At 62.8% G+C, this 21,222-nt stretch carries 26 protein-coding genes; 14 read left to right on the forward strand and 12 right to left on the reverse strand.

Translation table 11 applies throughout. The features are described 5' to 3' along the window. Positions 1-52 precede the first annotated feature (52 nt). Positions 53-646, forward strand: a complete 594-nt coding sequence (locus AC2FML_RS15680; protein ID WP_496783816.1) for an NAD(P)H-dependent oxidoreductase — start codon at positions 53-55, stop codon at positions 644-646. Here AC2FML_RS15680 and AC2FML_RS15685 read toward each other — a convergent pair whose 3' ends face one another. The 4 genes from AC2FML_RS15685 to AC2FML_RS15700 are packed head-to-tail and all read right to left on the reverse strand — an operon-like array spanning position 647 to position 3,552. Then, positions 647-1,252, reverse strand: a complete 606-nt coding sequence (locus tag AC2FML_RS15685; RefSeq protein ID WP_496783817.1) for a pyridoxamine 5'-phosphate oxidase family protein — start codon at positions 1,250-1,252, stop codon at positions 647-649. Next, positions 1,236-1,979: a lysophospholipid acyltransferase family protein gene (locus AC2FML_RS15690; protein WP_496783818.1), complete on the reverse strand. Its 744-nt coding sequence runs from the start codon at positions 1,977-1,979 to the stop codon at positions 1,236-1,238. Before AC2FML_RS15690 ends, AC2FML_RS15685 begins: the two co-directional genes overlap by 17 nt. Then, positions 1,979-2,878, reverse strand: a complete 900-nt coding sequence (locus AC2FML_RS15695) for a cell division protein FtsX (protein ID WP_496734264.1) — start codon at positions 2,876-2,878, stop codon at positions 1,979-1,981. Before AC2FML_RS15695 ends, AC2FML_RS15690 begins: the two co-directional genes overlap by 1 nt. Continuing rightward, positions 2,875-3,552, reverse strand: coding sequence for a cell division ATP-binding protein FtsE (locus tag AC2FML_RS15700; RefSeq protein ID WP_170342228.1), 678 nt, complete (start codon positions 3,550-3,552; stop codon positions 2,875-2,877). The genes AC2FML_RS15695 and AC2FML_RS15700 overlap by 4 nt, the downstream gene beginning before the upstream one ends. A 181-nt stretch (positions 3,553-3,733) precedes the next feature. On the opposite strand from AC2FML_RS15700, the gene AC2FML_RS15705 reads away from it, so the two are divergent. Beyond that, positions 3,734-4,507, forward strand: a complete 774-nt coding sequence (locus tag AC2FML_RS15705) for a zinc-ribbon domain-containing protein (RefSeq protein ID WP_170391846.1) — start codon at positions 3,734-3,736, stop codon at positions 4,505-4,507. Positions 4,508-4,516: 9 nt separating this feature from the next. On the opposite strand, the gene AC2FML_RS15710 is transcribed toward AC2FML_RS15705, so the two are convergent. From AC2FML_RS15710 to AC2FML_RS15720, 3 genes are all read right to left on the reverse strand, one after another. Beyond that, complete coding sequence (locus tag AC2FML_RS15710) at positions 4,517-7,060, reverse strand: TIGR02302 family protein (protein WP_367646323.1); 2,544 nt, start codon at positions 7,058-7,060, stop codon at positions 4,517-4,519. Between the two features lie 36 nt (positions 7,061-7,096). Further along, positions 7,097-8,362 carry a diaminopimelate decarboxylase gene (gene lysA / locus AC2FML_RS15715; protein WP_496783819.1) on the reverse strand — a complete coding sequence of 422 codons (1,266 nt, stop codon included), beginning with the start codon at positions 8,360-8,362 and terminating at the stop codon, positions 7,097-7,099. A 98-nt stretch (positions 8,363-8,460) separates the two neighbouring features. Further along, complete coding sequence (locus tag AC2FML_RS15720; RefSeq protein ID WP_170342937.1) at positions 8,461-9,048, reverse strand: TetR/AcrR family transcriptional regulator; 588 nt, start codon at positions 9,046-9,048, stop codon at positions 8,461-8,463. Positions 9,049-9,188: 140 nt separating this feature from the next. Between AC2FML_RS15720 and AC2FML_RS15725 the strand changes: the two genes are divergently transcribed. Then, positions 9,189-9,620 carry a DUF8051 family protein gene (locus tag AC2FML_RS15725; protein WP_480771291.1) on the forward strand — a complete coding sequence of 144 codons (432 nt, stop codon included), beginning with the start codon at positions 9,189-9,191 and terminating at the stop codon, positions 9,618-9,620. A 93-nt stretch (positions 9,621-9,713) separates the two neighbouring features. Then, positions 9,714-10,100, forward strand: coding sequence for a glycine zipper family protein (locus tag AC2FML_RS15730; RefSeq protein WP_496783820.1), 387 nt, complete (start codon positions 9,714-9,716; stop codon positions 10,098-10,100). 242 nt (positions 10,101-10,342) lie between these two features. On the opposite strand, the gene AC2FML_RS15735 is transcribed toward AC2FML_RS15730, so the two are convergent. Both AC2FML_RS15735 and argH read right to left on the reverse strand, forming a co-directional pair. After that, positions 10,343-10,525 carry a hypothetical protein gene (locus AC2FML_RS15735; protein WP_170360096.1) on the reverse strand — a complete coding sequence of 61 codons (183 nt, stop codon included), beginning with the start codon at positions 10,523-10,525 and terminating at the stop codon, positions 10,343-10,345. Beyond that, complete coding sequence (argH, locus tag AC2FML_RS15740; protein ID WP_496783821.1) at positions 10,522-11,913, reverse strand: argininosuccinate lyase; 1,392 nt, start codon at positions 11,911-11,913, stop codon at positions 10,522-10,524. The genes AC2FML_RS15735 and argH overlap by 4 nt, the downstream gene beginning before the upstream one ends. Positions 11,914-11,934: 21 nt before the next feature. On the opposite strand from argH, the gene AC2FML_RS15745 reads away from it, so the two are divergent. The 10 genes from AC2FML_RS15745 to yddG all read left to right on the forward strand — a co-directional run bounded on the left by AC2FML_RS15745 (position 11,935) and on the right by yddG (position 19,935). Further along, positions 11,935-12,501 (forward strand): TlpA disulfide reductase family protein, encoded by a 567-nt coding sequence (locus tag AC2FML_RS15745; protein ID WP_170360092.1) that lies wholly within the window; start codon positions 11,935-11,937, stop codon positions 12,499-12,501. A gap of 81 nt (positions 12,502-12,582) precedes the next feature. Beyond that, positions 12,583-12,912, forward strand: coding sequence for a hypothetical protein (locus tag AC2FML_RS15750; protein ID WP_170360091.1), 330 nt, complete (start codon positions 12,583-12,585; stop codon positions 12,910-12,912). 59 nt (positions 12,913-12,971) lie between these two features. Next, on the forward strand, positions 12,972-13,358 hold the full coding sequence (locus AC2FML_RS15755) for a hypothetical protein (protein ID WP_170391838.1): 387 nt from the start codon (positions 12,972-12,974) through the stop codon (positions 13,356-13,358). Beyond that, positions 13,355-14,326 carry a sterol desaturase family protein gene (locus AC2FML_RS15760; protein WP_170360087.1) on the forward strand — a complete coding sequence of 324 codons (972 nt, stop codon included), beginning with the start codon at positions 13,355-13,357 and terminating at the stop codon, positions 14,324-14,326. Before AC2FML_RS15755 ends, AC2FML_RS15760 begins: the two co-directional genes overlap by 4 nt. Before the next feature lie 92 nt (positions 14,327-14,418). Beyond that, positions 14,419-14,610: a hypothetical protein gene (locus AC2FML_RS15765; RefSeq protein ID WP_093963509.1), complete on the forward strand. Its 192-nt coding sequence runs from the start codon at positions 14,419-14,421 to the stop codon at positions 14,608-14,610. 101 nt (positions 14,611-14,711) lie between these two features. Further along, the gene (locus AC2FML_RS15770; RefSeq protein ID WP_170360083.1) at positions 14,712-15,545 is read left to right on the forward strand and encodes an EAL domain-containing protein; all 834 of its coding nucleotides are present in this window, start codon (positions 14,712-14,714) and stop codon (positions 15,543-15,545) included. Between the two features lie 196 nt (positions 15,546-15,741). Continuing rightward, positions 15,742-16,917: an acetyl-CoA C-acetyltransferase gene (locus AC2FML_RS15775; RefSeq protein ID WP_170445531.1), complete on the forward strand. Its 1,176-nt coding sequence runs from the start codon at positions 15,742-15,744 to the stop codon at positions 16,915-16,917. A 186-nt stretch (positions 16,918-17,103) separates the two neighbouring features. After that, a complete protein-coding gene (gene phbB, locus AC2FML_RS15780; protein ID WP_093963512.1) occupies positions 17,104-17,826 on the forward strand; it encodes an acetoacetyl-CoA reductase in 723 nt (240 codons plus the stop codon). 298 nt (positions 17,827-18,124) lie between these two features. Then, complete coding sequence (locus AC2FML_RS15785) at positions 18,125-19,072, forward strand: transcriptional regulator GcvA (protein WP_496783822.1); 948 nt, start codon at positions 18,125-18,127, stop codon at positions 19,070-19,072. Continuing rightward, positions 19,069-19,935: an aromatic amino acid exporter YddG gene (gene yddG / locus AC2FML_RS15790; protein ID WP_496783823.1), complete on the forward strand. Its 867-nt coding sequence runs from the start codon at positions 19,069-19,071 to the stop codon at positions 19,933-19,935. The genes AC2FML_RS15785 and yddG overlap by 4 nt, the downstream gene beginning before the upstream one ends. Here yddG and AC2FML_RS15795 read toward each other — a convergent pair. The 3 genes from AC2FML_RS15795 to AC2FML_RS15805 form a co-directional block, all read right to left on the reverse strand. Further along, a complete protein-coding gene (locus tag AC2FML_RS15795; protein ID WP_093963770.1) occupies positions 19,932-20,096 on the reverse strand; it encodes a YdcH family protein in 165 nt (54 codons plus the stop codon). The genes yddG and AC2FML_RS15795 overlap by 4 nt on opposite strands. A gap of 120 nt (positions 20,097-20,216) precedes the next feature. Then, complete coding sequence (locus tag AC2FML_RS15800; protein WP_170342957.1) at positions 20,217-20,990, reverse strand: tRNA1(Val) (adenine(37)-N6)-methyltransferase; 774 nt, start codon at positions 20,988-20,990, stop codon at positions 20,217-20,219. After that, positions 20,987-21,202, reverse strand: a complete 216-nt coding sequence (locus tag AC2FML_RS15805; protein WP_093963516.1) for a putative signal transducing protein — start codon at positions 21,200-21,202, stop codon at positions 20,987-20,989. The genes AC2FML_RS15800 and AC2FML_RS15805 overlap by 4 nt, the downstream gene beginning before the upstream one ends. Between the last annotated feature and the right edge of the window lie 20 nt (positions 21,203-21,222).

A 21,222-nucleotide genomic window follows, 5' to 3' on the forward strand; every position in this document is an offset into this window, starting at 1 on the left:
GGTCAATTTTTGATTCTATAAACTGACCGTGGTCAATTTTAGGAGAACCCCGATGCAGCCCAAGAAAATTCTCATCCTCGACGGTCACCCCGCCGAAAGCAGCCTGTCGCGCACCTTTGCCGACACCTATGCCGAAGCCGCCCGCGCCAAGGGCCATGACGTAAAGATCGTCCACCTCAGCGAGCTGGAGTTCGATTTCGATTTCGGACAGGGCAACTATCATGATTTCAAACCGCTGGAGCCGGTTCTGGAACAGGTTCTGCAGGATTTCGAATGGAGCGATCACCTGGTTCTGACCACGCCCATGTGGTGGGGCGGCCTGCCCGCCAAGCTCAAGGGGCTGATCGACCGGATGTTCATCCCGGGCCGTACGTTCGACACCCGCAATCCCAACAAACTGGGATTTCCGGCGCCGATGCTCGACGGCCGATCGGCGCGCGTCATCATCACCTCGGACACGCCGGGCTGGTTCATGCGGTTGGTTTACCGCAGGGCATTGATTCACCAGATGCGCGGGCAGGTTCTGGGGTTCGTCGGGTTCAAGCCGACGCGGTTCACCTGGTTTTCCGGTGCCAGCTACCCCAAGCAGGACAGCGTTCAGAAATGGATCGCGCGGGTCACCCGGCTGGGCGCGGCGGCAGCGTGATCACCACATCGTCTTTGCGGCGCGCGCGCGCCATTCGCGATCATAGCGTGCGCCGCCTTCTTCGCCCTGCGACACCTCGGCCAGAATCTCGCCCACCGTCGGCAACCCGGCGCTGAGATCGCCGCCGGTCCAGGTTTCAGCCCGCATCAGGGCCCGGGCGCATTGCGTGTAGATTTCCCCGATTTCGATAACGATCACCGTGGCCGGTTGCTTGCCCTTTTTCTCGAACCGGGCGCGCAGGTCGGCGTCGGCCGTCAACCGGGCGGTACCGTTCACCCGCACCACGTTGTTCGAGCCGGGCACCATGAACATCAGCGCCACACGCGGATCGCGCACGATGTTGCGCAGGCTGTCCAGGCGGTTGTTGCCGCGCCAGTCGGGCAAGGCCAGGGTACCGGGGTCCAGTTCCATGACCACCGGGCCGTCATCGCCCCGGGGGCTGCCATCCACGCCTTCGGGGCCCACTGTGGACAGCACGCACAGCCGCGACGCCATGATCCATTTGCGGTAGAGCGGCGTCAGTTGCCGCGCAACCTTCCGCATCGAGGCCGCGCCGGGGGTGCCGTACAGCGCCTCGAGCGCGGTGATGTCATTGATGTACTGCATCCGGATCAAACCCCACTTCGCGCATCAGCGCGTTCGAACGCGTCTCGATCACCTCTTCCAGCCGGGCCAGGAACGAGTCGCGATCAACGCCCGGTTCGATCGGGTCGAGGAACTCGACGATCGCATGGCCGGGTTTGCGCAGAATCCCCGACCGAGGCCAGAAGACACCGACATTGGTGGCCGCCGGCACGCAGGGGAAGCCCAGCCCCTCGTACAGAACGGCGGTGCCGACCTTGTAGGGCTTGTAGACCCCCGGCGCCACACGGGTGCCCTGCGGATAGATCACCAGTTGCCCGGGCTCGGTAAACTCTTTGGAAACGTCCTTGACCATCTTGGCCACTGCCGCGCCTCGCTTGCCGCGATTGACCGGAATACAACCCAGTCGACGGGCATACATGCCGATGATCGGGGTCCACAGCAGTTCGCGCTTCATGATGAACTTCCCATGGGGGATCGCGTCGAAGATCAGGATGATGTCGAAGAAGGATTGATGCTTGGCGGCGATCACCACTTCACCCGTGGGCGCGTTGCCGCGCACCTCGCCGCGAATGCCCACCATCCAGCGCGCCAGCCATATGGTCGTGCGCGCATAGGTCTTGCAGGCGCGCAGCGCCCCGCGCTTGGAGAACAGCGCATAGGGCGCGAACACCAGGCCCAGAACCGCCATCCATGCGTAGATCGTGACCATGAAGATCAGCGAGCGCACCCATTGGACCGCCATTGCCATCACGAAAGCTCCTTCAATTTGCGACGGGCCGCCAACCATGTGGCGGCAAAGGCCACGGCTGCGCCCAAAACGGGGATCACAGCGGGCAACAACCAGTCGGCGCTCTGGAATCCAAGGCCCGTCAGGAAACCACCCGCATCCGATGCCTCGGGCAGCAGCAGCACCCCGGTCAGGCCCAGAACCGTCCCCACCACGGCACCGAAAAACGCGCGCCAGGTGAAGCGCCGCACGAAAGCACCGGCGATGAAACGGTCGCGTGCACCGACCTGACGCAGCACCTCGATGATCTGGGCGTTGGCCGCAAGCGAGGCATTGGCCGCAAGCGTGATCATCGCCGCCGTGGCCCCGCCGATCAGCAGGATCGAGATCCAGCCCAACCGCCGCAACGAGGTGGCTGCATCGACCAGCGGCTCGCGCCAGCGGGAATGGTCATCCAGAACCGCGCCTGGCACCTCGGCCGCCAGCCGAAGGCGCAGGCCCATCGTGTCCAACCCCGGTTCGCCCTCGATGATTTCGATGAGCTGCGGCACCGGCAGCGTGTCCAGCGGCAGATCGGGCCCGAACCAGGGGGCCAGCAGCGCGGCCTGTTCTTCGGCGCTGAGCGCGCGGGCCGAGGCCACGCCTGAGGTCTGTTTCAGAACCTCCAGAGCGGCCTCGGTCTGCGCGGCACGCTGTTCAGCAGGCGCATTGATCCGCAGAGTGGCTGCTCCGGCCAATTCCGAGGCCCAGCGATCGGCCAACCGGCCCGAGGCCAGCGACAGAGCCAGCGCGAATACTGTCAGAAAGGCCATCGCACCTGACACGAAAAGGGTCAGGTGCGCCGTAAATCCGGTTGGCGGCACCACGCGGTCGGCCCGGGCGTCCCGGCGCAGCAGGGCGCGAATGTCATCGGCAATCATAGATCCGCCCCCGCCAGTTGTAGCCGCCGCTGTGAGATCCGAAGAACCCGGGCCTGCACCTGGCTTTTGGCCGCCCGGATCAAGCTCAGATCGTGGGTGGCGATCACAACGGTCTTTCCCATGTGGTTCAGCTCGATCAGCAGACGCAGCAGACGCTGGGACATCTCCCAGTCGACGTTGCCGGTGGGTTCGTCGGCCAACACCACGTCCGGTGACAGGATGACCGCCCGCGCCAGTGCAGCCCGTTGCCGCTCGCCGCCCGAAAGCTCCGGCGGAAGTGCGTCCAGGCGGCCACCAAGACCGACCCAGGACAGGAGTTCGGTCAGATCTTCCTGCTCGGACTCGACAGAGCGTCCCGACACCATCAGTGGCAGGGCGACATTCTCAGCCAGAGTCATGTGGTCCAGAAACCGGCAGTCCTGATGAACGACACCGATGCGGCGGCGCAGCAGGGCCATCTGGTCCCGGTCCAGTCGGGCAATGTCCTGGTCAAAGGCGCTGATCCGCCCCGAACTGGCCAGCAACGCGCCATAGCAGAGTTTCAACAGGGTCGTTTTGCCCGCTCCGGACGGGCCGGTCAGAAAATGGAACGACCCCGGCTGCAACTGGACCGAGACATTGCTCAGAAGTTCACCGCCGCCATAGCTGTAGCTGACATTTTCAAGCTCGATCACGCCTGCCCTCAATATTGCTTGCGCCCTTCTTGCCCGAGCACGACCACGGTTTCAATGCCTGCACCGAGTCCATTTGGCGACACCTGATCCACCGGGCCGAAAACGCGCTTTGCTGTTTCGCCTTAACGGATTATCATTCTTGGAAAAACGACGACAGGCCGCTGGCGGCCGGGGAGGCAGTATGCGACTAACATGCCCGAACTGTAATGCCCAGTACGAGGTTCCGGATGAGGTCATTCCGGAAGAAGGCCGAGACGTGCAATGCTCGAGCTGCGAGCAGACCTGGTTCCAACCCAAACACCCGGAGGCTGAGCCTGTCGCGGCCGAAACCGATGATGGGCCGGCCGAAAGCGCGCCCTCGGATACGTCTGAGCCGCCGGCCGCCGAAGCTGCTGCGCCGGAACCGGAGCAGGCAGAAGACGAACAGGTCGAAGCCGAACAGCCCGATCCCGAACCCACGGACGAAGCCCGGCCAGCCGCTCCGACCGGCAACGTCGATCCGGCCGTTGCGACAATCCTGCGAGAGGAAGCCGCGCGTGAGGCCGAACTGCGCGCCAAGGAAGGGTCCGGCCTGGAAAGCCAGCCGGATCTGGGCCTGGATCAGCAGCCGGAACCGGCCCCCAAGCCCAAACCTCCTGCGGCGACCGAAACCGCCTCGGGAACCGGTCAGAAAGAGGCGCTGCCGGATGTGGACAGCATCAATTCGACTTTGCGCAGCGACGACGCCCCGACCGCGGCAGAGCCCGCCGAAGCCCCGCCGCGGAAATCGGGCGGGTTCCTGCGGGGCTTTGCGCTGATCCTGATCATCGGGGTCATCCTATTCCTGATCTACGGCAACGCCCGCCAGATCAGCGAGGCAGTTCCCCAGGCCGAGCCTGTGTTGCAGTCGTATGTCTCGATGGTCGATCAGGCCCGGATCTGGCTGGAATCGCAGGCTGGCTCCGCGACCGAGTAACTCTGCCGGTCAGAACCGCTCGAGCAACCTTTTGAGGTATTCCAGTTCGATCCTGGGCCTGTCGGTTTCGCCCGTGCGGCGACGGATTTCATCCAGCAACTCGCGGGCACGGCGGTACACATCATCCCCCTGCAGCAGGTTCTCCTCGGTCGAGATCGAGCCCGCAGCGCCCGGATTCCGACCCAGCGGATCGCGGTTGTTGGCCTGCATGTCGCCTTCCTGCGTACCCTGACCGGGCTGGTTCTGCTGGTTCTGGGCCATGGCCTCACCCAGCTCGCGCATCCCTTCGCGCAACGCTTCCATTGCTTCGGACTGGCGGTCGATCGCTTCGGCAAGGTCGTCGCTCCGCAGGGCATCTTCGGCCTCATCCATGGCACGACCTGCACGCCCCAGCGACTCGCGTGCGGCGTCGCCTTCGGGTGTTCCGGCGCCCGGCAGGTTCTGCTGCTGGCGATTCAGTTCATCGCGCAGCGCCTGTTGGCGGTCAGCCAGAGTCCCTTGCCCTTGCTGGCCTTCGCCCGCCTGATCCGATCCTTGGCCCTGGCCGCCCTGACCCTCATGGCTCTGGCCGCGCCCCTGACCGCCCGAGCGGCCTTCATTGCCCTGGCTTTCACCGGCCTGCGCGCCGGGATTGAATTGCTCCTGCAAGTCACGGAAGGCCTCGTCGCTCAGGCCCTGCTGCTCACGCAGGGTTTCGGCCAATCCTTCCATGGCCTGCTGGCCTTCGGATTGTTGCCCCTGTCCCTGGCCCTGGGTCACCCGCATGTTTTCCATCATCTGCTGGAACTCCTCCAGCGCCTGCTGGGCCTCGGCCATGCGGCCCTGCTCCATCAGTTCCTGGATCCGGTCCATCATCCGCTGAAGGTCATCCTGCGTCATCTGCATGGATTCACCGGATTGGTTCTGCTGGCCCTGCTGGCCGTCCGGGTTTTCCTGCGCCAGCCGCTGCAGCTGACGAAGATACTCGTCGGTCGCTTCACGCAGTTCCTGCATCAACTCGGCGATCTCCTCATCGCTGGCACCGTTCTGCATCGCTTCGGTCAGACGTTCTTGAGCGCGACGCATCCGCTCCAGCGCATCGGCGAGCGTGCCTTCTTCGATCAGGATGGCCAGATCCCACAAGGCTTGCGCGATCTCGGTCTGCTGTTCGGGGCCCAGGCCGAATTCCGTAAAGGTTTCCAACCGGCGTAGAATGTAGCGCAGTCGCAGATATGCGGTTTCCGAACGGAAGACATCCTCGGGCCGGTGCGAAACAGCCCGCAATAGCTGAGCCACCCTTTTGGCATTGTCGCGCGACCACAGCAGATCGCGGCGCTGTTCAATCACCGCCGCAGCCAGCGGATCAAAGAACCGGCGGGCAGGAAGGTCGGTTCGGTAGACATCCGACTCCGACACCTGATCAGCGGCATCGACGGCCGAAAGGGTAATCTTGACCGGCAGGTGCGCCCAAGGGTGTTCCGAAAAGTCCTCGATCAGATCTTCCGTGAAATCGCTCCGGTCACCAGCGATCGGCATGGGCAGGTCGACGGTGACCGCGTCGCGAGGTTCGGGCTCAACGGCCAGACCATGGCGACGATCGACCGCAGACAGGTCCAACTCGATCAACGCGGTGCCTGACAGGATGCCATAATCGTCACGCGCCGAGAACGGCAGTTTCATCTGGCCACCAGCCTCGGCGGTGGCGGGTTCGGCCACGGCGATTACCGGCGGCGCGTCCACAATGACCTCGACACCCCAGTCACGTCCTGCAGGGCCCTCGATCGACAATCGGCCCGAACGCTCGACGACAAACTCCTGATCCGGATCGGTTGCTGTCGTGGTGGAAGCGGAGGAACTGGTTTCGGTCAAGCTGTGCGCGCCGACCTCGCCATAGAAGCGCAAAGTGACGCGGCTGCCTTGTGGCACTGTCAGCGTCGGACCGGATTGATCGGCCAGATACAGCGTCGGCAGGCCGGTATAGCGAGGTGGCTCGACCCAGCCTTCCCAGCTGGGGCCTTGGCCGGCTACGGCCGTGCCGGGTGTCATCTGGGCGACCGATCCAACTTTCCAGAACGATCCGAACAGCAATCCGACCACCAGCGCCAAAAGCGCCGCATAGCGCAGCGCGTAGGGGTCACGAGCGGCAAGGTTCAGGTCAGGCTTGACCGGTCCTGCCCGCGCGGCGCGGGCGGCCATGCGCGCCTGATGGGCCTGCCACAAAGCGCGCGAATCTTCGTCCATCGCCCCGATGGCCTGATCGTCCAGCAACGCCTGAATGGGACGGCCCGGCAGTGTCTCGTCCAGTCGGACAAGCGCCTGCGTGCGGGTAGGGAACCGAAACCTCCGCGCGCCCCAGACCAATGCAACCGTAAACGCCAGAATGGATGCGGCTCCGATGATCCAGACGGTTTCAACGCCGACGAGGTCGTGGAGGCCCAGCAGCAAGGCCGCCATGATCAGGGCCGCAATCGACAGGAACGGCCAAAAAGCGCGCATCACCTGCTCGGCCAGCATCCCCGTGCGCGTCAGCAACAGGGACAGTCTGGGGATCGGCAGGTTGCGAGTGTCGGTCACGTCAGGCCTCCGGGTCGGGCCCGCGCGGTTATCGCGTCACAGCCACTCAGGTATGGTATCGCGGTTTATGATTTCGTCAAAGGTTGGCCGTTCACGAATAACCGCGAATTGATCGCCATGAACCAGAACTTCGGGGATCAGGGGCCGGGTGTTGTATTCACTGGACATAACCGCGCCATAGGCGCCGGCGCTGCGAAATGCGACCAGATCCCCCGGGTTCAGCGGTGGCATCGCCCTTTGTTTCGCAAAGGTATCCCCGGTCTCGCAGACCGGCCCGACAATGTCATAGGGGCGTTGTTCGACCCCCGGCGCGGGCTCGATGACGGGAACGATGTCATGATAGGCGTCGTACATGGCCGGGCGGATCAGATCGTTCATCGCCCCGTCGAGGATCAGGAAATCGCGCCCTTCTCCCGACTTCACATAGATCACCTTCGACACCATCAGCCCCGCGTTGCCCGCGATCAGACGGCCCGGCTCGATCTCGATCTCGCAGCCCAGATGGCCCAGCGTTTCCTTGATCATCGCACCGTATTCCAACGGCAGCGGCGGTGCTTCGTTCGAGCGGGCATAGGGAATGCCCAGCCCGCCACCCAGGTCCAGACGGTGAATGTCGTGGCCCTGTGCGCGCAGCTGTTCGGTCAGCTCGGCGACTTTGGAGTAGGCCAGGCGGAATGGCTCAAGATCGGTCAGTTGCGAGCCGATATGCACGTCGATGCCCACCACCTTGAGGCCGGGCAGGCTGGCCGCATGGGCATAGACCTCGGGTGCACGGGCGATCGGGATGCCGAATTTGTTTTCGGATTTACCGGTGGCGATCTTGGCGTGCGTCTTGGCGTCGACGTCCGGATTCACCCGAACAGTGATCGGCGCGATCACGCCCAGGTTCTGCGCGACGGCGTTGATCACCTCCATCTCGGGCTCGGATTCGACGTTGAACTGGCGAATCCCGCCGGTCAGCGCGATGCGGATTTCCTCGGCCGTTTTGCCGACGCCCGAGAACACGATCTTTTCGCCCGGCACACCCGCTGCCTTGGCCCGCAGGTACTCGCCGCCCGAAACCACGTCCATCCCCGCGCCGGCTTGCGCCAGCGTTTTCAGAATGGCCTGGTTGCTGGCGGCCTTCATCGCATAACAGACCACGTGGTCGGTACCTGCCAACGCCTCGTCGAACAGGTTGTAGTGCCGCAGCAGCGTCGCCGTGGAATAGACATAGAACGGCGTGCCGACCGCAGCCGCGATCTCGGCGACCGGGACGTCCTCGGCGCACAACACGCCATCGCGGTAGAGAAAGTGATCCATATCTGCGCGCTTAGACCAAAACAGGCCTGTGGATCAACGGGATTTGCATCGCGGGCATGCAATCCGGTGCGAACCGCACAGAAGTCGGGCGCAACGGCTTATCCGCGCAGGCCGGCCTCAAGCAACGAAAGGGTCGCGTCGCGCCGCGCTTCAAAATCGCTTTCATCGCCCCCGAAGATCGCCAGATGGATTACTAATCCATCCAGCATCGCCGTCACCGCCTGCGCGGCGGCCAGCGCACTGAGATCGCCGCGGATTTCACCCGCGCGGATCAATGGGGCGAACTGAGCAGCATAATGATCGGCAAGCCAGGCGAAGAACCCGCCGATGATCTCGGCCGCGCGCGGGTCCTGAAATCCGGGGCCCAGCACGTCAAAGAACAGCCGCGTCGCCGCCAGACGGTCAGCGGGCATGGACAGACGTAGCCCGGTCATGAACTGGTCCAGCGTCTGCGGGGCCGGGATGTCGTTGATGCGAGCGCGGATATCCTCGAAATACCGCTGCAGCAACGCCAGAAGCAAAGCCTCCTTGCTTTGGAAATACAGATACAACGTGCCCTTGGCCATCCCGGCCTGATGGGCCACGTCCTGCATCTTGGTGGCGTGATAGCCCTGATCCAGAAAGCAGGCCATGGCGGCATCCAATATCCGCCCCTGCATCTCTTCGCGATCGACGATCTTCGGCATCTTGCCCCCCGATTTTCTTCCGGCGCGCCTCTCTTGACGCAGATTGGACGCGGCGTCACGCAAATTCAATCTTTTAATGACTTGACGGTCAGTAACGCCATCTCCATTTATGACCCGCAAGTCATTAAAAGGATTCTGTCATGGTGCATTCGTCACAAATCAACACCGGCCCAACGCGGCCTATGGCGTCCCAACCCACGGCGACAGCCGCCAAACTGATGCTTGTCCTCGTTGCCAGCTTTGTCACGCTGGTCCCCGGCGGCCCGATCGAGACCCGCGACTTTTCCGGACTGGGCGGAACGGTATTCTGGGGTTTCAACGCCTTTCTGATCGCGCTTGCCCTGCTGGCCGTGGGGTCGGCGGTGGCCATGCTGCGCGGTTCGGCAACGGCAAGCTGGGGCGCCATCGTGGCGGCCTGGGGATACATCTTCGTGGTCCTGTTGGACCTGGGTCACGTCTTCCCCACATCACCCGACTCAATTCCGCTGATGCTGGGACTGATCGAGATTCTGGATTTCATCCTGGCTTTCTACATCGTGGCCTTGGCTCATCGTGGCCTGGGCCACATCTGAACCCGCCCGGCACGCCCTCGTATAGGGGCCGAAGCCACAGCAAAAGGAAGTGGCTCCGGGTCCCGCCGGAATACCGACAAGGAAAGACAACTCATGCTGTTCAAGGAACGATTCACATTGACCGTCTTGCCGCTGGCCCTGGTCACAGCCGCATGCAGCGGCACCGGGGCCCAACACCAACCCGTCCTGTCTGCCGAGCCGGGCCCGGCTTACGCCGCCGATCTGGATCAGTGCCGCGCATTGGCCAAGTCCCAGGACCTGTGGAACCCGGAAACCTGGACACAGGCCTTGATAGGCGCCGGGATCGGCGCACTGGCAGGCATTTCGGACGACACGGTTGGAAACACAGAAGGCGCCATAGCCGGCGCAGCAGTGGGATCAGCGGCAGGTGCCGTCGCCGGAGCCGCCGAGATGCGCAACACCCGGCGTGACATTCTGATCGAGTGTCTGCGGCAGCGCGGGCACCCAGTGGCCGGCTGAACGCATCAACGGCTCATTCAGAAATTCGTCGACACCCCGGCCCGCGCGTATCCGGATACGGACACCCCAGCCCCCGAGCGCGCGGGCTCTTCTACTGGCTGCGAACGCGGCGGATTCGTGGTCTCACACGCCGCCAGTATGGCAAGCGACAGGATAAGGCCGAGTGGTTTCATTTCGCTGCCTTCATTTGTTGGATCACTTGCTAAATGGCGACTGGCACGTCGCTTTCAACCGCAGAGCGTTCAGATCCCCAGAAACACGCTGAGGGGGCCTCGGTGCAGGCCGACGCCCCCGCTCACATATGTGCCACTGGTCGAAACGCCCACATTGGCGTTCAGGGTCGGCTGGACGGGCTCTCCGTCAGCGCCGCAGGCCGCCAAGGTGAAGGCGGCCCCGATCAGGGCAATCACACGCAAGATTGTCATTCCAGCATCTCCTTCCAGCGGGCGATCTGCGCCCGGACCTGGTCCGGGGCCGTACCGCCATAGGACTGGCGCGAGTTTACCGAATTATCCACGCCAAGGACAGAATAGACATCCTGCGTGATGCCCGCGTGGACCGATTGCATGTCCTCGAGCGTCAGATCGGGCAGGTCGCAGCCCTTCTTTTCGGCCATGGCGACCAGCGATCCGGTGACGTGGTGCGCATCACGGAAGGGCAGGCCCAGCACCCGCACCAACCAGTCGGCCAGATCGGTCGCGGTGGAAAAGCCCGAGCCGGCGGCAGCGGCCAGGCTGTCGCGGTTGGCGGTCATGTCCTTGACCATGCCCTCCATCGCGGCCAGCGCCAGCATCCAGTTGTCGGCGGCGTCAAAGACCTGTTCCTTGTCTTCCTGCATGTCCTTGGAATAGGCCAGCGGCAGGCCCTTCATCACCATCATCAGCGCCGTGTTGGCGCCAAAGATCCGACCCACCTTGGCGCGGATCAGCTCGGCGGCGTCGGGGTTCTTTTTCTGCGGCATGATCGACGATCCGGTCGAGAACCGGTCGGACAGGGTGACAAAGCGGAACTGGGCCGAGGACCAGATCACCAGTTCTTCGGCGAACCGCGACAGATGCACCGCGCAGATCGAGGCCACCGACAAAAATTCCAGCGCGAAATCGCGATCGCTGACCGCATCCAGCGAGTTGGCGGCGGGCCGGTCAAAGCCCAGCGCCTGCGCCGTCATGTGCCGGTCGATCGGGAAGGACGTGCCGGCCAGCGCCGCAGCACCCAGCGGGCATTCGTTCATCCGCGCCCGCGCGTCGCGCACGCGGCTGAGGTCGCGGCCGAACATCTCGACATAGGCCATCATGTGGTGGCCCCAGGTCACCGGCTGCGCGGTCTGCAGGTGGGTGAATCCGGGCATGACCCAATCGGCCCCGGCCTCGGCCTGCGCCAAAAGCGCGCGGATCAGGGCCAGCAGGCCGGATTCGGCGGCGTCCAGCTGATCGCGGACCCACAGTTTGAAATCGGTCGCCACCTGGTCATTGCGGCTGCGGCCCGTGTGCAGGCGGCCTGCGGGCGCGCCGATGATCTCTTTCAGCCGCGCCTCGACATTCATGTGGATGTCTTCCAGCGCGGTCGAGAACTGGAACTCGCCACGTTCAATCTCTGACAAAACGGTGAGCAGCCCTTCCCGAATGGCCTCGGCATCACTATCACTAATCACGCCCGTGGCGGCCAGCATGGCGGCATGGGCACGCGAGCCCGCGATGTCCTGGGCCGCCATCCGTCGGTCGAACCCGATCGAGGCATTGATCGCCTCCATGATCGCGTCTGGTCCGGCGGCAAAGCGGCCGCCCCACATCTGGTTCGAGGATTGTTCGGTCATGCTGGAAAACCCGGAGTTGATATGCGCCTGTTTCGTCTGATCCCCCTTTATATGGCCCTTGCGCTGGGTGCAAATGCCGCTTTGGCCGCCGACACGCAGGCCCTGGCCGACCTGCGCGACGGCAGCCTGAAACGCCTGATCCTGCATTCCGAGCCGAAACCGGTCTCGGACGCGGAATTCCTGCTGGAAGATGACGGCGGCACCGCCACGCTGGCAGATTATCGCGGCAAATACGTTCTGCTGAACTTTTGGGCCACCTGGTGCGCGCCCTGCCGAAAAGAGATGCCCCAGATCGCCGAGTTGCAGGAGGAATTCGGCGGAGACCAGTTCGAGGTTCTGACGCTGGCCACCGGGCGCAACTCGCCCGCGGGGATCAAGAAGTTCTTTGATGAAAACGGCATCACCAACCTGCCCCGCCACCAAGACCCGAAGCAGGCCGTCGCCCGCGAGATGGGCATCGTCGGCCTTCCGATCACCATAATCATCGACCCCGACGGCCAGGAAATCGCGCGGCTGATCGGCGATGCCGAATGGAACTCGGACAGTGCCAAGGCGATCATCGCGGCCCTGCTGAACCCCGAAAGCTGACCACCTGACGGGCCTTTTGTGCTAGACTGGAACCGGCCTGAACAGGGCCGGTTTTTCATTGGCAACAGACAGGAGGCTGAGATGAAACCGGTGGTTTTACTGATCGGTCGGCTGCCCAACGTGATCGGCGACGTGGCGCGGCAACTGGAGCATCTTCCGATCCGGTGGCTGGGCGCGCATGATCCCGACGAGGTGCGGCGGCAACTGGACGCCGAACCGCGCATCGCCTGCGCGATTATGGGCGCGGGCCTCGATGACAAGGTGCGCGGCGAACTGGTGGGCATCATCGCGGCGCGGCGGCCGGATATCTGCATTCACCTCAAGGATCGCGCCTCGGGACCCGAAGGGCTGGTGCCCTTCGTCGAGCGCGTTGTCCGGCACGAAGTGCTTGAGCCGCACAACACCCCCTGACGCAACGCCACCTTTGACAGGGCCTGACCCCGCTTGCACTCTGACCGCGGGAGGACATCATGCCGCTGGAAATCCTGCTGGTTCTGGTGGTCGGTGGCATTGCCGGCATCACCGCACTGCTGCATCTGACGGGCAAATCGCGCCAGCGCGTGCTGAGCGCCGATGTCGCGCGCGCCGAATGGCTGCGCCATTTCCCCGACGACACCATCATCGACGTCACCCTGGCCCATGACGGACACGCCGCATTGCTGCGCACCGAGACCGGGCCGGGCCTGTTGTGGTCCTTTGGCGCCGATACAGTGGCCCGCCACCTGCGCGATTTCGACTGGATCGACCACCCCGAGGGCATCGAGGTCCAGTTCCACGACTTCGCCACCCCCGGCGTCACCGTCCGCCTTGATGAAACTGAGCGCCGCCACTGGCGCCACCTGCTGGAGCCCGCATGACCGACCAGATCAGCTTTCCCGATGTCGTCCAATGGGCCGTGCCGTTCTTTATCGCCGCAATCCTGGCCGAATTTCTGTGGATCGCCATGAAGGGCCGTGGCGGGCGGTATGAAACCCGCGACGCCGTGACCTCGCTGATCATGGGAGCGGGCAACATCGCGTCCGGATTCCTGCTGGGCTTCATCGCCTATGGGTTCTTCATGTGGCTGTGGAAGATTACGCCATTGGATCTGGGCACATCGATCCCGGTGATCATCCTGTGCTTTGTGCTGGATGACCTGCGATACTACTGGGTGCACCGGTTCGGGCATCGCATCCGCTGGGTCTGGGCCAGCCATGTAAACCACCACAGCTCGCAGCACTACAACCTGACAACCGCCCTGCGGCAAACCTGGACCTATACCTTCACCTTCATGATGGTTGTGCGCGCGCCGTTGATCCTGCTGGGCTTCCACCCGGCGATGGTGCTGTTCTGCGGCGGCTTGAACCTGATCTACCAGTTCTGGATCCACACCGAAGCCATCGGCAAGATGCCCCGCTGGTTCGAGGCGGTCATGAACACCCCCAGCCATCACCGCGCCCACCACGGCCGCAACGCGCGCTATCTGGATTGCAACTATGCCGGGGTGTTCATCATCTGGGACAAGCTGTTCGGCACCTTCGTCCCCGAGCAGGAGCACGACCGGGTCGACTATGGCCTGGTGCACAATATCGGCACCTTCAACCCGCTGCGGGTGGCCTTTCACGAATGGGTGGCCATCTGGCGCGACGCGACCCAGCCGGGCCTGACCCTGAAACAGCGGCTGGCCTATTGCTTTGCCCCGCCGGGCTACAGCCATGACGGCAGCCGCGACAGCTCCGAGCAGATCAAGTCCAAGCACCTGGCCCGCCACCCCGAAGATCGCGGAACGCCCGGTTTCGAGCAATTTGACGAAAACCTGCCCAACCAACAGGCAAAACAGGCCTGAGACTGGCGGCGTCTGCCGGGCGGGCGCTTGAATTCCGGCGCGCGTGCTCCATATCCGGACAAGTGACAAGTTTGTTCGCTCGGAGTTCCACCATGTCCCGCGTTACAGCCATCTTCACCGCAACCGGTCTGTTGGGCCTGGTAATCGCGATGCTCAGCGCCCTTGGCCAGCAGCCTGCGCCGGCGGTGATGATGCTTGGAGTTGCTATGGTGGGCACAGGCTTCCTGGGCGCCGTGATTGGCGCCGTAGTCGAATTGCGCCACGCAGCCCAGACGACCCGCTGATCCCGCCGACTGATTCCCGACGCGCATTAACCGCAAATTCACCGGTACGACCCGAAACTACGTGCTGACCGGTTTCGGACACGTACGGGGATTCGGCGTCGATGCGGAAAAAGGACTTTGCAGATCTGCCAGAGGGTGGGGACAGCCCGTTGAATTCGGCCGTCGCCGCGCGAGATACTTCGACCGTTCAAATGGCGACCGAGGCTGTCAAGCATCAGCAATGCCGCCTGGCGTTCCAGCCCGTCATGCAAGCACGAGACCCGCACGGCGTTGCCTTCTATGAGGCATTCATCCGCGTGCTGGACGAAACCGGCCGTGTGATCCCCGCGCGGGAGTTCATGCCGCAGGTGGAAAACACACCAATCGGCCGGGAATTGGACTGCATAGCATTGGAAAAAGGATTGCGCGCCCTGTCTCGCAATCCGGAAATCCGGCTTTCGGTCAACATGTCCGCACGCTCGATCGGATACGCGCGCTGGTCGCGGATCCTGGACCGGTTTCTCAAGCGGGACAAAACGCTGGGCGAGCGGCTTATCCTCGAAATCTCCGAAAGCTCGGCAATGCAGGTTCCCGAACTGGTGATCGATTTCATGGACCGGCTTCAGGATCGCGGGATCGCTTTTGCGCTGGATGACTTCGGCGCCAGCAACTTCAGCTTCAGGTATTTTCGCGAGTTCTTCTTTGACGCGGCGAAGATCGACGGGCAGTTCGTACGGGGTGTCAGCACCAACCCGGACAATCAGGCGCTGGTGCGCGCGCTGATCGCCGTCGCCCGTGAATTCGAGATTCTGGTCATCGCCGAATCGGTCGAAACGCGTGAAGATGCCGAGTTTCTGGTGGCCAGCGGTGTGGACTGTCTGCAGGGCTACCTATTCGGCGCTCCGACGGTGAAAGCCCCGTGGCAACCGGAAAAAGAAGCCAAAACAGGAAGTTGAACCCAATTCCCTTGGGCGCTATCCAGCCGAGGCTTTCTCATGAGACAAGCTGTCCGTTGCTGCACGTGCAGCATTGCGCTATGGCAGAAAGTGCTGGAGCGGGGGATCACGAGGCGCTCTTGCATCGCCAGAGAGGCTCTGTGCGACCTGCGCCGTCAGATTTCCCACAGGACCTTGACGGTAAAGGATTGACTGTATGACCAACGTAGTAATCGCATCCGCCGCACGCACGGGCGTCGGCAGCTTTGGCGGTTCCTTTGCGAACACCCCCGCACATGATCTGGGCGCTGCCGTCCTCGAAGCCGTCGTGGAACGCGCCGGGATCGACAAGTCCGAGGTGAGCGAAACCATCATGGGTCAGGTTCTGACGGCCGCCCAAGGCCAGAACCCCGCACGCCAGGCGCACATCAACGCCGGCCTGCCGCAGGAAAGCGCGGCCTGGGGCATCAACCAGGTCTGTGGTTCGGGCCTGCGTGCCGTCGCACTGGGCGCTCAGCATATCCAGCTGGGCGATGCCGAGATCGTCTGCGCAGGCGGTCAGGAAAACATGACCCTGTCGCCCCACGCCGCATCGCTGCGCGCGGGCCACAAGATGGGCGACATGAAATACATCGACACCATGATCCGCGACGGCCTGTGGGATGCGTTCAACGGCTACCACATGGGCCAGACCGCCGAGAACGTGGCCGAGAAGTGGCAGATCAGCCGCGATATGCAGGATGAGTTCGCGGTGGCCAGCCAGAACAAGGCTGAGGCCGCGCAGAAGGCCGGCAAGTTCAAGGACGAGATCGTCCCCTTCACCATCAAGACTCGCAAGGGCGACATCGTGATGGATAGTGACGAGTACATCCGTCACGGCGCGACCATGGAGGCGATGGCCAAGCTGCGTCCAGCCTTCACGAAGGATGGCTCGGTGACTGCGGCCAACGCCTCGGGTCTGAATGACGGCGCGGCGGCATCCCTGCTGATGTCAGCCGACAACGCCGAAAAGCGCGGGATCGAACCGCTGGCCCGCATCGCGTCTTATGCGACCGCCGGGCTGGACCCGTCGATCATGGGTGTCGGACCGATCTATGCCTCGCGCAAGGCGCTGGAAAAGGCCGGCTGGTCGGTTGACGATCTGGATCTGGTCGAAGCCAACGAGGCCTTCGCGGCACAGGCTTGCGCCGTGAACAAGGACATGGGTTGGGATCCCTCGATCGTGAACGTGAACGGCGGCGCGATCGCCATCGGCCACCCGATCGGAGCATCCGGCTGCCGGGTTCTGAACACGCTGCTGTTCGAAATGAAGCGCCGGAACGCGAAAAAGGGTCTGGCAACCCTCTGCATCGGAGGCGGCATGGGCGTCGCCCTGTGCGTGGAGCGCGTCTAAGTGCTTTAACAAGTCACGAATAAGGGCGTCCAATGGGCGCCCTTTTTTGTTACACTCCGGGAATATCCCTAGGATGCGACAATATCACCAAACGGAAAGAGCCATCTCGCGACGAAACGATATTGCGCAACTCAATCTCTCAGAGTAACAGAATTACCAACACGATTAAATTTGGAGGAGTCCTAAATGGCACGTACAGCACTCGTAACCGGCGGCACCCGCGGCATCGGCGCAGCAATTTCCAAAGCGCTCAAGGCCGAAGGATACAATGTAGCCGCCTCGTATGCGGGGAATGACGAAGCCGCGGCCAAGTTCACCGAGGAAACCGGCATTGCGACCTATAAATGGAACGTGGCCGACTATGACGAGTCCAAGGCGGGCATCGAAAAGGTCGAAGCCGAGCTCGGCCCGATCGACATCGTTGTCGCCAATGCCGGCATCACCCGCGACGCGCCGTTCCACAAGATGACACCGGAACAGTGGCACCAGGTGATCGACACCAACCTGACCGGGGTGTTCAACACCGTACACCCCGTCTGGCCCGGTATGCGCGAGCGCAAGTTCGGTCGGGTGATCGTGATCAGTTCGATCAACGGGCAAAAGGGCCAGTTCGCTCAGGTGAACTATGCCGCCACCAAAGCCGGTGATCTGGGCATCGTCAAATCCCTGGCGCAGGAAGGCGCGCGCGCCGGCATCACCGCAAATGCTATCTGCCCCGGATACATCGCGACCGAGATGGTCATGGCCGTTCCGGAAAAGGTGCGTGAAGCCATCATCGGTCAGATCCCCGCAGGCCGTTTGGGCGAACCCGAGGAAATTGCCCGCTGCGTCGCATTCCTGGCCTCGGAAGATTCGCAGTTCATCAACGGGTCGACGATTTCGGCCAACGGCGCGCAGTTTTTCGTCTGATCGCGGCTTATATGAAAACGGGCCGACCCAACGGGTCGACCCTCCTTTGATCCCGTAAGAACGCGCGCGCAGCGTTCAGCGGGAACCCAGAACCCACTTCCAGAAACTCCGGATCGCCTTGCCGCGCTCTTGATGAGCGCGCAGAATTGCCTTTTGTGCGGCAGGATTGGTCGTCATCTCGATCATGGCTTTTCCCTTCTACTAAAGGTGAACTTGACTTGCATTCAACATGCCTGTTGTTTTTAATAGGTACAAACGAGAGTTTTTCCGCCTTCAGTTTAGAAAATCTTATGTGATGATGAGCGACCGACTTCCCCCACTCACCGCCCTCAGGGCCTTTGACGCCGCCGCCCGCCATATGTCCTTTGCCAAGGCTGCAGACGAGTTGAACGTGACACCAGCCGCGCTGTCGTTTCAGATCAAGTCTCTGGAAGAGCATCTGGGTGAGCCGCTGTTCCGCCGATTGAACCGTGCAGTCGAGCTGACCGAGGCCGGACGAACCCTGGCCCCGGGCACGGAAAAAGGGTTTGCTGCGCTGCAGGCGGCTTGGTCGGCCACCCGCCGCCTGCAGGACAACACAACACTGACAGTGACCGCTGGGCCGGCCCTGACAGCCAAATGGCTGGCCCCCCGCCTTTACGAGTTCGCCCGCGCCCATCCCGAGATCGACCTGAGATTCTCAGCCACGCTGCGCAATCTCGATTTCGAGCGCGACGACGTGGATGTCGCGATCCGGTTCGGGTATGGGCAGGATGACGGGCTGTATTCAGTTCCCGTGCGGCAAGAGTGGTTGACGCCGGTCATGACGCCCGAGCTTGCGGCCCGGTTTCCGACGCCGCAGGACCTGACCAAAGCGCCGCTGATCCACGATGACTCGATCAACTTCCTGAACCCGCCCTGTGACTGGCCCGCCTGGTTTCGCGCGGTCGGGGTGGACTTCACGCCGACCCATGGCGCGCATTTCTCGAACGCGGATCACGCCATTGATGCCGCGGTGGCGGGTGTCGGCGTCGCGTTGGGACGGCGCCCGATGATCATCAAGGATGTGATCGAAGGCCGGCTGGTCATGCCCTTCAAAACCGCCATCGAAACCAAGGCCCGCTTCCGGTTCCTGTGCCGTTCGGGCGAGGAGACGCGCCCTCAGATTGCCGCCTTCCGGGATTGGTTCCTTGCAGAGATCGAAAAAACCGCGCACATATCCGACGGTCTGGAAATCATACCCGTCGAGGAAATCCCCCCCGCATGACAAAGAACCACGCCACCGCCATCGGCTTTGCCGCCGTCCTTTTGTGGGCACTGCTGGCGCTGTTCACGGTTGGCTCGGCGCCGACCCCGCCGCTTTTGCTGAACGCCATCTGCTTCACGATCGGCGGAACCCTTGGCTTGATCTGGACATGGCACAGCGGTGGACTTGCGCAACTGAAACAGGTCAGTTGGAAGGTATTCGCCTTCGGCACGGTTGGCTTGTTCGGATACCACGCCCTGTATTTTTCGGCCCTGCGCATGGCACCTGCGGCCGAGGCCGGATTGATCGCCTACCTCTGGCCCTTGCTGATCGTGCTTTTCTCAGGGTTGCTTCCCGGCGAAACCCTACGTCTGGGCCATCTGCTCGGGGCTTGTCTGGGCTTTTCCGGGGCCGCGCTGATCATCACCGGTGGCGGAACCGCAGGGTTTCAGGCCGAACATCTGCCGGGCTATGCGCTCGCGCTTCTGTGTGCCCTTACGTGGTCGGGGTATTCCGTATTGTCGCGCAGGTTGGGTCAAACGCCGACCAGCTCGGTAGCAGTGTTCTGCGTGCTGACCGCCATCGCCTCGTGGATCCTGCATTTCAGCCTTGAGCAGACAGTCTGGCCCCCCGACGCACTGGCCTGGATGTCGACCGTTGCCCTGGGGTTGGGGCCCGTTGGGCTGGCGTTCTATGTCTGGGATATCGGGGTCAAGCACGGTGACATCCAGATGTTGGGCACCAGCTCGTACGCGGCACCCCTGCTGTCAACTCTGGTGCTTGTGGTCGCCGGGATCGCCACGCCGTCCTGGACGCTGGCGATCGCGGCATTGCTTGTTACCGGCGGCGCTGCAATCGCGGCACGCGCCAGCCTGCGACATTAAGCCGACAGGCGTTCAATCTCTTCCTTCAGCTTCAGCTTCTTCTTTTTGAGTTGAGCAATGTGGAGATCGTCGATACCGGGCGAGCGCTGGGCTTGTTCCACTTCGAGACTGAGGGTTTCGTGCTTCTTCTTCAGTTCCGTCAGATGTGCGCTTACGCTCATGGCGATCCTCCTTCTCTGTTTCTGAATATCACATGGGAAGTTGATCACATCATTTCCAGCCTGTCACGCCGCAGACGCTCGGATTCTTGTTCAAATCCGACAATTTCGGCTGGTCATTGCCTATCGGGCGTCCGGCCAGGGCATTGGTCGGCCCTCGCGCAGGATGCCGGATACCGTGTCGGTATAGCTGTCGCCGTCCCTTTCATGGCGGTCACCGCTGTGGAGAATCAGCGGCGCATGCAACCGAAAATCCGCTCGTCCGCCCTTGCGCGCCCGCAGAATCAGCAACTCGGCCCCGCGCCCCATACGCGGCGCGATGGGCAAAACTTCTACCGAGCCCAACCGACCCGCGCAGGCCGACAGCATGTCGGGCAAGCGTTCCGCGCGTTGGATCATGTGCAGGTACCCGCGCGGTGCCAGCCTGCGCGCCGCCGCGTCAAACCAGTCGGACAGCGGCGTCTGCTCGCTCAGCGCCGTTCGCCGACCAGCATCGACGGCCGCGCTATGTGCACCGGGCCGATAATAGGGGGGGTTTGCGATCACGTGGTCGAAGTGCTGCTGACGCAGATCAGTCGGCATATTGGACAGGTCGGCCACGTGAACGGACAAATCGATCTCGTTGCATTGCGCGTTTCTTGCGGCCAGATCGGCATAGTCGGCCTGAAGCTCGACCCCCGTCGGCCGCAGACCGGGCACGCGGGTCACGAGACAAAGAACCGCAGCGCCCGCCCCGCAGCCCAGCTCCAGCACCGACTGCCCGGCTTTGGCCGGAACCGCGGCAGCAAGTAGCACCGGATCGACACCGGCGCGATAACCGTCTCGCGGCTGCCACAGCTTTAGGCGGCCACCCAGAAAGTCGTTGCAAGTCAGCGCGCTGTCTGGAAACCCGGTCATCTTCCCAGCGGAATGTCATTGTCACGCATCACCCGCTCTGCCCGCTCGAGGTCATCGGTCCGAACCATGAGGCGGCGCGGAAAGATTCCGATGCCTCCCTCGAGGACGCTCATATTTACGTCCATCTCAAAGCAGTCTATATCCTCGCCCTCAAGAAGAGCGGATGCAAAGGCGATGATGGTCGGATCGGTGCTGCGCAGAAGTTCTTTCATGGGGATGGATGTAAGGGCAA

This window comes from Ruegeria sp. BHSC029 (genome assembly GCF_059613085.1).